The 14,400-nt window shown below is 40.5% G+C and carries 14 protein-coding genes; 7 read left to right on the top strand and 7 right to left on the bottom strand.

Annotated elements, in window-relative coordinates; all coding sequences use genetic code 11:
- The first annotated feature begins 2 nt into the window (after positions 1-2).
- Complete coding sequence (dapB, locus tag SKC35_RS04360) at positions 3-716, top strand: 4-hydroxy-tetrahydrodipicolinate reductase (protein WP_377978217.1); 714 nt, start codon at positions 3-5, stop codon at positions 714-716.
- A 1-nt stretch (position 717) separates the two neighbouring features.
- Positions 718-1,881: a signal peptidase I gene (lepB, locus tag SKC35_RS04355; RefSeq protein WP_377978216.1), complete on the top strand. Its 1,164-nt coding sequence runs from the start codon at positions 718-720 to the stop codon at positions 1,879-1,881.
- A 33-nt stretch (positions 1,882-1,914) separates the two neighbouring features.
- On the opposite strand, the gene SKC35_RS04350 is transcribed toward lepB, so the two are convergent.
- On the bottom strand, positions 1,915-3,096 hold the full coding sequence (locus SKC35_RS04350) for a class I SAM-dependent rRNA methyltransferase (protein ID WP_377978215.1): 1,182 nt from the start codon (positions 3,094-3,096) through the stop codon (positions 1,915-1,917).
- An 18-nt stretch (positions 3,097-3,114) separates the two neighbouring features.
- Positions 3,115-3,999: a zinc dependent phospholipase C family protein gene (locus SKC35_RS04345; RefSeq protein ID WP_377978214.1), complete on the bottom strand. Its 885-nt coding sequence runs from the start codon at positions 3,997-3,999 to the stop codon at positions 3,115-3,117.
- Positions 4,000-4,050: 51 nt separating this feature from the next.
- Between SKC35_RS04345 and rpsT the strand changes: the two genes are divergently transcribed.
- Positions 4,051-4,308 (top strand): 30S ribosomal protein S20, encoded by a 258-nt coding sequence (rpsT, locus tag SKC35_RS04340; protein ID WP_223130782.1) that lies wholly within the window; start codon positions 4,051-4,053, stop codon positions 4,306-4,308.
- A 74-nt stretch (positions 4,309-4,382) separates the two neighbouring features.
- A complete protein-coding gene (locus SKC35_RS04335; RefSeq protein ID WP_377978213.1) occupies positions 4,383-5,057 on the top strand; it encodes a JAB domain-containing protein in 675 nt (224 codons plus the stop codon).
- A gap of 147 nt (positions 5,058-5,204) precedes the next feature.
- On the opposite strand, the gene hisB is transcribed toward SKC35_RS04335, so the two are convergent.
- A complete protein-coding gene (gene hisB, locus SKC35_RS04330) occupies positions 5,205-6,317 on the bottom strand; it encodes a bifunctional histidinol-phosphatase/imidazoleglycerol-phosphate dehydratase HisB (protein WP_377978212.1) in 1,113 nt (370 codons plus the stop codon).
- A 57-nt stretch (positions 6,318-6,374) separates the two neighbouring features.
- Here hisB and SKC35_RS04325 point away from each other — a divergent pair, with 57 nt between their 5' ends.
- Complete coding sequence (locus tag SKC35_RS04325) at positions 6,375-7,592, top strand: hypothetical protein (protein WP_377978211.1); 1,218 nt, start codon at positions 6,375-6,377, stop codon at positions 7,590-7,592.
- A 152-nt stretch (positions 7,593-7,744) separates the two neighbouring features.
- The gene (locus SKC35_RS04320) at positions 7,745-9,568 is read left to right on the top strand and encodes a DEAD/DEAH box helicase (RefSeq protein ID WP_130896821.1); all 1,824 of its coding nucleotides are present in this window, start codon (positions 7,745-7,747) and stop codon (positions 9,566-9,568) included.
- Between the two features lie 30 nt (positions 9,569-9,598).
- On the opposite strand, the gene SKC35_RS04315 is transcribed toward SKC35_RS04320, so the two are convergent.
- Both SKC35_RS04315 and apaG read right to left on the bottom strand, forming a co-directional pair.
- On the bottom strand, positions 9,599-9,970 hold the full coding sequence (locus tag SKC35_RS04315; protein ID WP_377978210.1) for a hypothetical protein: 372 nt from the start codon (positions 9,968-9,970) through the stop codon (positions 9,599-9,601).
- Positions 9,970-10,356 (bottom strand): Co2+/Mg2+ efflux protein ApaG, encoded by a 387-nt coding sequence (gene apaG, locus SKC35_RS04310; RefSeq protein WP_377978209.1) that lies wholly within the window; start codon positions 10,354-10,356, stop codon positions 9,970-9,972. Before apaG ends, SKC35_RS04315 begins: the two co-directional genes overlap by 1 nt.
- Positions 10,357-10,372: 16 nt before the next feature.
- Here apaG and SKC35_RS04305 point away from each other — a divergent pair, with 16 nt between their 5' ends.
- Complete coding sequence (locus SKC35_RS04305) at positions 10,373-11,065, top strand: uracil-DNA glycosylase (protein WP_377978208.1); 693 nt, start codon at positions 10,373-10,375, stop codon at positions 11,063-11,065.
- An 83-nt stretch (positions 11,066-11,148) separates the two neighbouring features.
- Here SKC35_RS04305 and SKC35_RS04300 read toward each other — a convergent pair whose 3' ends face one another.
- Both SKC35_RS04300 and SKC35_RS04295 read right to left on the bottom strand, forming a co-directional pair.
- Positions 11,149-11,445 (bottom strand): DUF4286 family protein, encoded by a 297-nt coding sequence (locus SKC35_RS04300; protein WP_377978207.1) that lies wholly within the window; start codon positions 11,443-11,445, stop codon positions 11,149-11,151.
- Positions 11,442-14,384, bottom strand: coding sequence for an FAD-binding and (Fe-S)-binding domain-containing protein (locus SKC35_RS04295; RefSeq protein ID WP_377978206.1), 2,943 nt, complete (start codon positions 14,382-14,384; stop codon positions 11,442-11,444). Before SKC35_RS04295 ends, SKC35_RS04300 begins: the two co-directional genes overlap by 4 nt.
- Between the last annotated feature and the right edge of the window lie 16 nt (positions 14,385-14,400).

The following is a 14,400-nucleotide window of genomic DNA, read 5'->3' as shown; positions in this document are numbered from 1 at the left end:
AGATGAAGATAGTATTAATCGGCTATGGTAAAATGGGCAAAGAGATTGAACGCATAGCGTTAGGTCGTGGTCATTCCGTCGTAGCTAAAATAGATGTAGATAATCAAGCCGACTTACAGGCTTTAACTTCTGCTGATGCTGATGTGGCCATTGAATTTTCGAATCCAGCTTCCGCTTACACGAATATCTTGACTTGTATAAACAAGCAGATCCCTGTGGTTTGTGGTACGACGGGTTGGTTAGAAAAGAAGTCAGAAGTGGAGACTTTGACGAAAGTAAAAAATTCTACTTTCTTCTATGCTTCTAACTATTCAATCGGGGTGAATTTGTTTTTTCGATTGAACAAAATGATGGCTCAATTGATGGCTCCGCACAAGGAATACGATATTTACACGAACGAGATACATCATTTAGAGAAGAAAGATTCACCTAGCGGGACGGCTATTACGATTGCTGAAGGTATCATAGATGCCTATGCAACGAAAGATAAGTGGGTGAATAATGAGATTCCAGCTGCGAATGAGGTGGCGATTTGGTCACAACGCGAGTCAATTATTCCTGGTACGCACACAGTTAAGTATATTTCCAAAGTAGATCAAATTGAAATGACTCACGAGGCATTTAGCCGCGAGGGATTTGCCTTAGGCGCTGTGATTGCAGCGGAATGGGTTCAAGATAAAAAAGGAGTCCTAGGTATGGACGATATGTTAAAATAAGATGAAGGAAACGAAAGAAACACCTAAAAAACAAAAATCGGCATTCAGAGAGTGGCTGGATTCAGTTGCATTTGCTGTGGTAGCAGCCACTTTAATTCGCTTTTTTGTATTCGAAGCCTATACGATTCCAACTCCTTCAATGGAAAGTTCTTTAATGGTAGGAGACTTCTTATTTGTGAGCAAGTTACACTATGGGGTGCGCACACCTAAAACGCCTTTGCAATTACCTTTGACTCACCAAAAGATTTGGTTTACGAACATTCCTTCGTATTTACGTTGGCTTGATTTACCTATTTACCGTCTTCCTGGGTTCTCTTCAGTGAAGCAAGGCGACGCGGTAGTCTTTAATGTGCCTAATTTCGAGGAGGATGGTGATGCGCCGGTTGATTTACGTACGTTTTATGTGAAGCGTTGTGTGGCGACTCCGGGTGATGTTTTGGAGGTTCGCGACCAACAAGTAATCGTCAATGGAAAAGCGATGGAAAATCCAGAACGGATGCAGCATCCTATTTTCATGAAAACGAAGGAGAATTTAGACGAGAAATTCTTCGAAGCTTATGGTATTCGCAATGCACCTGACGCGAGCTATGACTCAGCGGATTGGTTGCCCTTAGCGGAACCAGATTCGCAAAATGTGCTGTGGGGTTATAAATTGAATACGTCCAAAGCAATGATGGATGAGATGCAAGCACTACCTTTCAGCAAAACGTTTGATACGAATTTATTCAAAGATCCTAAGGGTGTAACCTTTGTGGATATTTTTCCGCACGATACCACTTTATATAAATGGAATCGTGATTTCTATGGCCCGTTAAAAGTACCTGCAAAAGGTTTGAGAGTGCCTATGACTCCAGGAAATGTGGCTTTGTATAGCGAAGCGATTCAGAAGTACGAAGGAAATAAGAATGTAGTGGTTAGCGGATATCAAATTTCGATTGATGGTAAGGCCATTACTTCGTATACCTTCAAGCAGGATTACTATTTTATGATGGGTGATAATCGCCATAACTCGGCTGATTCACGCTTCTGGGGTTTTGTACCTTCAGATCATATTGTAGGAAAAGCGTTCTTTGTTTGGATGTCGATTGACGCGAACAAGTCTTTATTCTCTTGGAAGTTTTGGGAGATTATACGCTGGAATCGACTATTTAGATTCGTAAACTAACAAAGAAGGCAGCTTTCGAGCTGCCTTCTTTGATTATAATACCTTCAGTACAAATCCCTTCAAGTAATTACTTTCCGGGTGAAAGAGGTTGATCGGGTGATCAGGTGATTGTGTCATTTGGTGAATCACTTGGATTTCACGACCTACTGAAATCCCGGCAGCCACTAGCATATTGTAAAACAAATCGCGCGTGATGACTTGAGAACAAGAATAGGTGAAAAGCAAACCATTTTTCTTGATTTTCTTTAACGCTAATTCGTTGATCTTTTGATACCCTTGAAGTGCTTTGTGTTTCGCATTCATTGATTTAGCAAAGGCAGGTGGATCTAATACGATAATGTCAAATTCGTCTTCATTGGCCTTTAAATAGGGTAGGGTTTCTCCTACGATAGCTTCGTGCTGTAAACTTTGCATCTTGTTCAACTCGATATTAGCGTTGACTAAATCGATGGCTTTAGCTGAGGCATCTAAAGAGATGACAGAGGCAGCTCCAGCCTCTAGGGCATATAATGAGAACCCGCCAGAATAACAGAAGGTATTTAGTACCGATTTGCCTTTTGCATATTTTGCTAAAAGGGCTCTATTTTCGCGTTGATCGATGAAGAAACCGGTTTTTTGGCCGGTAATCCAGTTGATGGAGAAGGAGATTCCATTTTCTTTGACTGTGTAAGGAACCGCTACTTCGCCAAATAAGTATCCATTCGTGCAATTTTGTGCATATTCAGTGGGCAATGTCTCCCGGCTTTTATCGTAAATAGCTTTAATCTTCTTGCCTAATACTATTTTAATGGCTTCTACAATTTCATCTCGATCGCGGTGCATACCGATGGTGTGTGCTTGAAAAACAAGCACGTCTTTGTACAAATCCATAATCAAGCCTGGGCAGCCATCACCTTCTCCGTGAATGAGGCGAAAGGCATTGGTTTTTTCTAATGGCAATAAGGCGCGTAGATCCCACGCATTTTGAATGCGCTTCTCCCAAAACGTACTCTTCGATTCAATTTCTTGGAAAGAGATGATTTTTACGGCAATACTTCCATTGTGGTAATGACCTGTTCCTAAGAATTCGTCTCGTGAACTAAAGACGCTAACCCAGTCCCCATCTTGAAGATTGGGGCTTTGTTTTGCAATAGCTCCAGAAAATACCCAAGGGTGAAAACGTTTGACCGGTGCGTCTTTCCCCGGCTTCAATTGAATAAAAAGAGTGGATTTCATCCTGCAAAATTGCAAAATTTATTCGAAAGATGGTTGTCCGGCAGTCAACCAAGCTGAATACCATAAATCTCCCACGTGTTGAACAGCGGCTAAAAATCGAGATTCAATCTGCCTTTTTAGTGCCTTATGGTACGCTAGGCTATATTTTAGGCTTTGAATTTTGACCAAGGCTTGTCCTTTTTGCTCAAAGCTATATTTTTCACCTTCTTTTAATTCAGCACTTACTTTGGAAGCCATTGAAAATAAGAGTGGTAATTGTTTGTGCGAAGCAAGTACCCACGTCCAAGCGCTATGTTGTACATCCGGAATGAAGGTGGCGGGTCCACTAAATTGATCTAATTGATTCCCTAAGATTTCGGGGATGCGTGATTCCCAAAAACTGTGCAGGCCACCTTGGCCAGTTTTTTGGCCATCATAATTCGAACTCGTGTGCAAAGGAACATGCGAATCCGCCACGTAATGACCTAATTCTGCAGATAGCTTGATGATTTGCAGTGTATCCTTTTTTAGGAACGCCTGAATTAACCGTTGATAGACAATGGGAATATGCCAAGGAACAATGCCGTGCTTTCTCAATGAATCTTCCGATTTTTTGCGTAGCATTTGTTCCCAAGAACTAAAACTAACTTGATTCAAATCGTATTGATCTAAATCGATATAATGCCGAGCGGCTTCTTCATCTAAGATATATCGTCTTGAATCCGGTAGAACGGCAAGCTCTTGTAACTCTTTTTGATGTCTTCGGTAAAAAGAATGTAAGGGGAAAGGTAGGGTATAGGTTGCCAGTAAATTGATTTTTCGATGGCCAAAGAATCCCCAGGTGCTATATGTTTCTGCGTGTACCGCTATAGAACACAGAATAAACATATAAATTTTAAGGTAGCGCTTGTTATTTAATTTCATATTGGTTACTTTTGCATTTCAATTTTGTAAAAAGAGAATTTTATTTAACAGATGGCAAATCATAAATCAGCACTAAAGCGTATCCGTTCTAACGAAGCAAAGCGTTTACGTAATCGTTACCAACACAAATCAACTCGTACATTAATCAAGAAATTGAGATTGACGACTGATAAATCAGTGGTAGTAGAGCTTTTCAAACAAGTTTCTTCTTCTTTGGATAAATTGGCTAAGAAAAACATCATCCACAAGAATAAAGCTGCTAATCAAAAATCTAAATTAGCTAAGTTAGTGAATAAAGTAGCTGCTTAATTTTAGATTACCAAGATAGTGATAAACCCCTCCACAAGAGGGGTTTATTCGTTTATATGGGTTACCTTTCTTGAATGAAAATCGCCAAGAAAGAGGATATGCCTCGGGAGAAGTTAGCTCGATTAGGAGCAAGTGATATGTCGTTAGTTGAGATCTTGACTATACTCATAGGTTCTGGTTTTGCAGAACATTCAGCATCAGATTTAGCACACCAGTTAATACATGCCATTGATGGAGACCTGTGTGTTTTAGCTCGCTATAATTCATTCGATTTTAGAAAATTAAAGGGAATTGGTCCTGCGAAGGCTGCTTTATTAGTGGCAGCTTTAGAATTAGGCAAAAGGCGTCAGATGTATGAATCTAGTTCTAAGCTAGTGATTCGGAATTCCATTGATGCGTATAGTTTAATAAAGCCTTATTTAGCTGATTTGATCCGAGAAGAGTTCTGGGTATTTCACCTTAATAGAGCCTCTACCGTCGTATTAGCAGAGAAATTAAGTATGGGTGGTGTTTCTGGAACTACAGTAGATCTTAGGTTATTGTATAAGTCTGCCTTAGAACGATTAACCTCTTCTATTATTCTCGCGCACAATCACCCAAGCGATCAAATGCGACCAAGTAAGTCAGACGTGGATTTAACGAAGCAAGTCGTTGCGGCAGGTAAGATATTTGATATTGATGTGGTGGATCACCTCATCATAGGGTCGTCTACTTTTTATAGTTTCGCAGACGATGGGAAATTAAACTAAAAGAGAGAGGATTATTTTCCTCTCTCTTTATAGATTTTTTGAAGTTTAGCACCTACTACAATTGAAATTGCGAATAAGATGATAAAAAACGCTGCTCCTGAATATCCCATTGTATTGTTATTTAATGATGCAAATTTACAAATTATTTTAAAGAAGTCCTTTGGTACTTGGCAAAGAATCTAAATTTTTTCGATCGCGGTTTACGGCAATTTTGATGGCTTTAGCAAAGCCCTTGAAAATGGCTTCAATTTTATGGTGCTCGTTATCGCCTGTAGCTTGAATGTTTAGATTACATCTTGCTCCGTCTGAGAAAGATTTGAAGAAGTGGAAAAACATCTCGGTAGGCATTTCTCCAATCATTTCGCGTTTGAAACTAGCCTCCCAAACCAACCAATTACGTCCAGAGAAATCAATGGCTACTTGTGCTAAACAGTCATCCATGGGTAATAAAAAACCGTAGCGTTCTATTCCTTTCTTGTTCCCTAATGCTAAGGCAAAAGCCTCACCCAAAGCTATACCCGTATCTTCAATGGTATGATGCTCATCAATATGTAGATCACCATGTACTTTAACCGCTAAGTCGAGATTACCGTGTTTCGCTATTTGGTCTAACATATGATCGAAAAAGCCTAAGCCTGTTTCGTTCTTTGCAACACCTTTTCCATCTAAATTTAAATCGATGGAGATTTTTGTCTCGTGAGTATTGCGTTCGTGTAGGACACGTCTAGCGGGTAAAAGAAAAAACTCGTGAATGTCGTTCCAATTCGCACATTGCAAGGCTGTATAGGGTTGTAATTCAGTAGGGATTTCTAAATCACCGATGAAAATACCTTTGGCCCCTAAATTCTTCGCTAATTCAATATCTGTCAAACGATCCCCGATGACGAATGAATTCGCTAAATCGTACTCATTGGAAAAATATTCGCCTAATAAACCAATTCCTGGTTTGCGTGTAGGCTTATTCTCGTGAGCAAAACTACGGTCAATGTGAATTTGTTGAAAGATGAGACCTTCCGATGCGAAGATATCTAACATCTTTTGGTGCGCTGGCCAAAACGTTTCTTCCGGAAAAGAATCCGTTCCTAAACCATCCTGATTAGTCACCATCACTAATTCGTAGTCAGTAATCGTGTCTATTTTCTTTAGATTAGAGATAACCCCTGGCAAGAAGGCAAGCTTTTCAAAGCTATCCACTTGTTGGTCAATTTTAGGTTCTTCAATTAAAGTCCCATCTCTATCAATAAATAACACCTTTTTCATCTTACAAAGGTAAGCAAATAAAAAAAATAAGGTAATTTTGTGTTAGAAATAATCCATATGAGCCAGGTTTTTACATTAATCACACCCGAAGAAAAAGCATTTTTTGCAAAGCGTCTTGCAGATCTTTGTACAGAGAAGCAGGAGAAGGTGCTGGAATTGATTCCTGCCTTCGAAGCGGTTGTTTTAGGGAGTGTGTTAAAGTTATTCCGAAATCGGATTCGTTTCAATGCGCTCTATAATTTTATGTTAGCGAAGTCCGCTCCTGCGGATGATGTAGCTAAGTTATTGAGTTCAGGGAAGGGGATGCCGGATTATGAGGCGATGTATCGCTTTGGTGAAGGAATGATGGGGATTCTTTTACCTGATAAAAAGAGTGCGATTGCCACCTTATTAGGAGGTCAATTAGGGGCCAAAAGTTCCACCATCATTAAAGGTTTAACCTTGAGTTACGCTCTATACGGTTATCGATTAAAAGAATTTGATTATGACGCGCTTCGTGATTTTAAGTCTTTCGGGGAGTATTATCAGCCTGCTACATCCGATTTTTATGCCTTAACCCCTGCCAAAATACAGGTTGCTTTGATTGATATCTTGGTTTTAAATGACGTGTTAAAAGGGGATTCATTTGTTTTTGATGAGCCATTTGTAGCGGTAGATGATCGCCCTGCACGTAATTATAAGTTGATCGCAGGTGTGATTGTTGGAACCTTAGTGGTGGCAATCGGTTTGTTTTTTGCCTTAAGAAGCGGTGGAACAGATGAGATGGTAGAAAAGGAGGATGCGGATCAAATTATTCCAATCGATAGTTTAAATAAATTGAATGATAGTTTAACGAAGGCGGTGGTTGATTCAGCAAAAGCAACCAATGATTCCTTAGTTTCGTTGGCTTGGCCAGATGGTAAACCTTTTCAAGTTCCTAAGGAGTCTATGGTGGTTGCATTTCATGCCTATATGACGGATTCAACAGTTGTTACACCTTTGGAATTAACGTGTACCGAGCTTGATTTTAGTGATAAGACGGAATTATTAGCTTCTCCTAAAACCTATTTATTCAAGCAAATTGCCTCTGGAATGAATAAATTCAAAGAGGTAGATGTGCAGATACAAGTTGCTTCTGAAAAAGGGGCAATTGTAGCTAAAGAACACGCTTATGTGGTAAAGAATCGCTTAGTAGGTGAGGGCTTAAATCAGAAGCGAATTACAGTCGCTACTTTGCCTAATTCCTCGAATAATCAAATCATTTTTAGCTTTAAGAAGCGTTCTTCATTAAAATAGTACAATTTTATTGGATGCTACTTTAATAAACAGTACTTTTGTGCTTTGTTTATTAAATACATCCGCAGGAACTCTCTTTTTCCCTTTATTCAAAGGCTATCGGCAGGAGTTAAATTACGGATGTGTTCGGGCATCGTAATTAAATATATCAAATGAGTGAAAAAATTCGCTTCGATTCGCTTCCATTGTCGGAAGGAATCCAAGAAGCAGTAAAAGAAATGGGCTTTGAGTTTGCTTCTCCCATCCAATCAGAAGCAATTCCTTTCGTCATGGAAGGTCGTGATGTCATCGGTCAAGCGCAGACAGGTACTGGTAAAACAGCCGCGTTCGGTATTCCGATGATTGAGCATATTGTTCCTTTTGAGAAGTATGTTCAAGCAATCATCTTATGTCCTACGCGTGAATTAGCGGTTCAAGTTTCTGAGGAAATGAAGAAGTTGTCTAAGTTTACGAAGGGTGTTTGGGTGACGACGGTATATGGTGGAGATTCCATCGATCGTCAAATTAAGTCCTTGAAAGCAGGGGCTAACATCGTGGTGGGAACACCAGGTCGTGTCATCGACTTAATCGAGCGTCGTGCGTTGAAATTAAATCAAACATCGATGATCGTTTTAGATGAGGCGGATGAGATGTTAGATATGGGTTTCCGTGAGGATATCGAAAGCATTTTGGAAGAAATTCCGAATGAGCGTCAAACAGTCTTGTTCTCAGCTACTATGTCTAAGCCGATTATGGCTTTGACAAACCGCTATTTAACTAACCCTAAGTTAGTGAAAGTAGTGAAGAACGAAATTACGAACGTGAACATCGAGCAATTATACTACGATGTGAAAGGACGTGCTAAGATGGAAGTGACGACTCGTTTGATCGACTTCTATTCGTTGAAATTAGTCTTGATTTTCTGTAATCAAAAGAAACGTGTGGACGAAGTAGTGGAAGAATTGATGTTGCGTGGATACGCGGCTGAAGGTCTTCACGGTGACTTACGTCAATCACAACGTACCCAAGTAATGAATCGTTTTCGTGGAGGAAATGTGAGTTTCTTAGTGGCGACGGATGTGGCAGCACGTGGTTTGGACGTAGATAATGTGGATGCCGTAATCAATTACGATATTCCATTAGATGAAGAATATTATGTACACCGTATCGGTCGTACAGGTCGTGCCGGTAAGTCTGGTAAAGCATTTACTTTAGTAGTAGGAGCAGAACGCAACCGTTTGCGTGATATCATGAACTATACGAAAGTAAAGATCGATAAAGGAGTGATTCCTACGTTCTCTGACGTTGTTGGTGTGAAAAAGGGTATGTTTATTGATCGGGTAGGTGCTACGATCGCTGAAGGCGGTTTAGAGTTATTCGATGATGCTTTACCTAATTTCCAACATGCTGGTTTCACTGTGGAGCAAGTAGTGGCTGCGTTAGTGAAGATGAACATGGGTGTCGTGAAGAACGAGTTCGGTGATGAAAATCTCGAAGGCGATATGGAACGCAGCTCACGTAAATATGGTCGTGATGAACGCGGTGGTGGCGGCGGTCGTTTCGAAAGAGGCGGTGGCGGTGATCGTTGGGGCGGTGGAGATCGTGGCGGTGATCGTCGCGGTGCAGGCCGTTTCGAAAGAGGTGGAGATCGTGGCGGAGACCGCGGTGGTCGTTTCGAAAGAGGCGGTGATCGTAACTCAGCTCCTCGTGGTCCTCGTGTGGATCGCGATGGTAAGCCTTACAAATCAGATGAAAATATGGTACGTTTAGTGGTGAACATTGGATTTAACGAAAAAATCTCTCCATCGAACATCGTGGGAGCTTTTGCCGGCGAATCAGGTATTCCAGGAAACGTATTAGGTCAAATTCAAATCGAGAACAAACACACGTTTGTGGATGTACCGAAAGAATATGCGAATGTCGTATTAGACAAAATGAGCGGCGCCCAAATTAAGGGTAAGCGAGTGAATGTCGATATTGCGAAAGCAGACAAATAATCAAAAGGGGCTCAAATTGAGCCCCTTTTTTTATGCCATTTTGCGTAAATAGAAATGTTGTTTAGGACAAACGGGCTTAAAGAATAATAGCCCTAGGTCAAATAGATCAACGGTCTGAATCACCGATTCATTTGAATGTAATTCATTCCAGACTTTCTCTTGGCTGTGTGGCTTCTCAAATAAAAGGATGGTATTTTGAGGTATTTTGGTAATATCCATATAGGATTGAATTTCTACTATATTACAATCAGCATAGCGATGCGTTAGTGCCTCTTTTAATTGAGAATATGTTAGTTCCCTTTTCAAATAGGGATTGAGCACTTCACAATACAAAGTATAAATGGATGGAGAGTGTAATCCGTGTGCCGTTTGCGCCTTGAAATAGAATTGTAAGCGATTCATTAATTCAAATGGTAGGCAGGGATGAGTTCAAAAGCGGGTATTTCCACTTTGAAAGTAGACTGATCCTCTAAATTCAAAAATACATAGTAACCACTCATTTTACCGATCGAGGAGATTAGTGGACAACCCGACGTATAAGTGAAAGAATTTCCGGGCTCAATAATGGGCTGTTGACCTACAACGCCTAATCCATTAACCGTTTCTTTTGATCCAATTCCGTCTACAATCTCCCAAAATCGACTCACCAATTGTCCCGGTTGATTACTTAGATTTTTGATTGTAATTTGGTAGGAGAAAAAATGCTTGTACGGCGGATTTAGCTCAAATTCAGGTAGATGCGTCGTATCTACTGAAACTAAGAATCCGTTTGAATATGCTTCGGTCATCCTTTGAATTAGAATAATGAATAATGTAGCTGTAAAATTAGCCGAAACTTTGAATAATGATTGGAAAATGGTGTTGAATTCCACCATTTCTGAGGCTTATTTTCAAGACTTAGGGTTATTTCTAGAAAAGGAGCTTATTGCTTACGCTATATTTCCTCCCATAGATCAAATTTTTGCAGCTTTTCAACGCTGTAGTTTTGAACAAACCAAAGTAGTTATTATTGGTCAAGATCCTTACCATGGTGCAGGTCAAGCGCAAGGTTTATCCTTTTCTGTTCCTCCTACTTTTCCTTTGCCACCTTCGCTTCGTAATATCTACAAAGAACTTTACGATGATTTGAGAATCATTCGAAATGACGGGGATTTGAGAAGCTGGGAGGATCAAGGTGTTTTACTACTGAATGCGGTTTTAACGGTTCGTTCTGGAGAACCTAATTCACACGCTAAACAAGGCTGGGAGGAATTCACTCAAGAAGTCATCCAGATTTTAAATGAAGAGAAAGAAAACGTTGTTTTTGTTTTATGGGGTGCATACGCCCAAAAACTAGCCAATTACATTGATTCACAGCGCCACTTCATCATTCAAGCAGCTCATCCATCGCCATTATCGGCTAATCGAGGTGGATTTTTTAAGACGAAGCCTTTTTCGAAGATTAATCAATACCTTACAGAGAGTGGCCAAGAGGTGATTGATTGGGGACGAGATTAGAGATAAGAGAGTATAGAGTAAAGATATTGTAAATAATGATTTTTCACTCGCTACTCTATAATCTATAATCTCTACTCTATAATCTACACTCTCTTCAGCTGACTCGGAAAGTACACATACTGATTCGCAAATTCCTTTTGGAAAAATCCAGATACGACTCCTTCGATAAATTCCTTGTGTTCTTCTTCGAATTCGGGTAACCAGCATTGTAAGGAGTAACCGTTCGAATCAGGCTCTTGATGTGAACTGATTTCAAATAAATGAATTTGATCGATGAAGGCTTGCTTCTCGATTTCTGGCATTATTATAGTTTTTAAGGCTCTTAATGCAGTTTCTGTGATGCTTGGCTCAATGAAGAGTGATATGTTGTATTGTATCATTTTAGGGCGTTATATAGGATTTCTGCCGTATGGAAACCTGTTTGTTCGATACCATCTTTGATTTGGTGTCTACAGGAGGTTCCGTTGCTGGCGATGATGCTTTTAATGGGTTTATTTAACAAGCGAGGGAAAAGGACCAGATTCGCGATTTGTTGAGAAATTTTATAGTGTTTTTTCTCGTAGCCAAAAGATCCCGCCATTCCGCAACAGCCCGTAGGTAATAATTCTACTTCGTATTGAGATGGAATGGTCAAAGCGATGCGGGTTGCACTTAATCCGGCAATGGATTTTTGGTGGCAATGGCCGTGTAAGAGGATTTTTTGCTGTTTGCCGTGGAAGGAATCGGAAGTTATTCTTCCTGCTTTGAATTCACGTGCGATGAATTCGTCGATTAAAAGGCAATTCGGTTTTAATTGTTCCGCTTGTTCGCGTTTATCAGCATCAACAAGAGAAGGAATTTCATCTCTAAAGGTTAATAGGGCGCTTGGTTCAATTCCAATCAAAGGTTGATCACTCGAAATGAGATCTGCTAATTGGTCTACATTAGCATTGGCTAACGCTTTAGCTTCGATTAACATCCCTTTGGAAATAAAACTTCTTCCCGTCACTATCCCTTTAGGAATCTGAACCCCGTAGCCTAATTGGTTTAATAATTTGACGGTCTTTTGACCTAATGGAACCTCATTGTGATTAGTGAATTCATCTGCTAATAGGTAGACAAATCCATTTTCATAGGCATCTTGTGGGTTTTTCTGCGCATAACGCTCAAACCATTTTTCCAAGCTGGTAAATTGTACCGTAGGTAGACTTCGTTCGATGGAGAATCCCATCGCTAGTTTTACTAAGCTAGACGTCAAGGGGAATTCAACCATAAAATTATACAAGGGAGCTACATAACTAGCATAGCGTTGCAGGGTAGGGAAATGTCCGATTAATTTCGTGCGTAAGGGCACTCCATTTTTCAAATACGATTGTTGCAGCGTCTCTGCCTTTAATTTACCCATGTCGACGCCGGAAGGGCATTCGGTTTGGCAGCCTTTGCAAGATAAACATAAGTCTAAAATCTCGTGCAAAGCCGGGTTACTGAATGTTTCTTCTTTAGGCGAACTTAAGAGCTGTCTGAGCATATTCGCCCTTGCCCGGGTGGAATCTTTTTCTTGCAAACTGGCCATATAACTAGGGCACATCGTGCCGCCACTTAAGGCTGTTTTCTTGCAATCTCCAGAACCAGAGCATTTTTCAGCGAGACCTAAGGGGTTTTTCCAAACTCCATAATCAAAGAAATAAGTCGGTTCAGCTGCTTTTTTATCAGTAAAACGGAAGGCGGTATCCATAGGAGGACTATCCGTTATCTTACCTGGATTAAAGAGGTTTTGGGGATCAAATACGTGCTTAATCTCTTTGAAAAGACTATATACTTCTTTGCCCATTAATGTGGGAATGAATTCGCCGCGTAAACGACCATCTCCGTGTTCTCCACTTAATGAACCTTTGTATTTCTTCAGTATTTCAACCGTTTCTGTTAATAAATGACGGAAAATGGCGACACCTTCAGTGCTCTTTAAATTAATGAATGGTTCAATATGCAATTCTCCTGCTCCTGCGTGCGCATAATAAGCCGCATTCGTATCGTACTTCGCGAGTAATGCTTGTATTTCTGCTACATAAGCAGGTAAATCCAATGGATCAACTGCGCAGTCTTCAATTAGATTAACGGGATGTGTATCTCCCTCAAGGTTTCGGATTAATCCGAGGCCAGCTTTTCGGATGTCCCAACCTTTGGCAATCTCCTGACCAAATAAAGTGGGATAAGCGTAACCTAAATTTTGCGACTTCAATTGCGTAATGAACGCTGAAACCTGATCTTCTAAGGTAGCTCGATCTGTTGAACGGAATTCCACCATCAAAATGGCGGCAGGATTTCCTTCCATAAAATCGCGGTCTTTTTCGAAATTCGGATGACCTTCCGTAAACGAAAGGATGTAATCATCCACTAATTCTGAGGCAAGTATCGGATGCTTTAGGGCCTCAATATTGACTTGCAGAGATTCTTGCAAGCTTTGGCAATGGATACAAACAAGCGCTACTTCTGGTTCTGGAAGATCCAATAAATTCAATTTCATAGCGTGAACAACCGCCAATGTTCCCTCTGATCCCGCCATTAATTTGGAAAGATTGAATGGTTCTCCATCCGGATTAAAGGGTTGCATTTCCAACAAAGCATCCAAAGCATAGCCCGTATTTCTACGTTTAATGGACTTTTTAGGAAACTTCTCTTGAATTAGCGTTTGAATCTCCGGGTTATTGAGCATCCGATGAATCTCTCGATAAATCTTGCCCTCTAAATTTTGTAGGGTCGTCTTATGGTAGAATTCCTCTCTAGTTAAGGGATGTGTGTGAATTTCTGTACCATCGGATAAAAAGGCACGTGTTTCCAAAATATGATCACGTACTGACCCCCAAACAATACTATGTAATCCACAACTATTATTTCCGAGCATCCCACCTAGGAGCGCGCGATTTGCCGTCGATGTTTCTGGACCAAAAAACAAATCAGCCGAAGCTAAATGTTTATTTAAATCATCACGGACTATCCCAGGTTCTATCCAAACCGTTTTCTCTTTTCGGTTTAGTGATATAACTTTACCTAAAGCAGAAGAGATTTCCATTACGATACCTTCACCTACCACCTGGCCTGCTAATGAAGTCCCAGCTCCTCTCGGTATTAAGCCGGTCTTTGCTTGACTGGCAAATTGAATAAGGCGTTTGATATCTTTAGCAGTGGATGGAATGGCCACTGCCGCTGGTTTTACTTGGTAAACGGAGGCATCTGTCGAATAGATACGTTTGGCTATTTGCGAGGTTTGGCTCTCGTCAAAAAACAGCTGACCCTCAAAATGGTCTTTCAATAAACGTACTTCGTAATTGCTCCAGCTCATAATTCCAAAAGGAAAA

It is taken from the genome of Aquirufa originis (assembly GCF_042714495.1).
In the GTDB taxonomy this organism is placed as follows: Bacteria; Bacteroidota; Bacteroidia; order Cytophagales; family Spirosomataceae; genus Aquirufa; species Aquirufa originis.
This window is presented reverse-complemented; position numbering and strand designations above follow the sequence as displayed.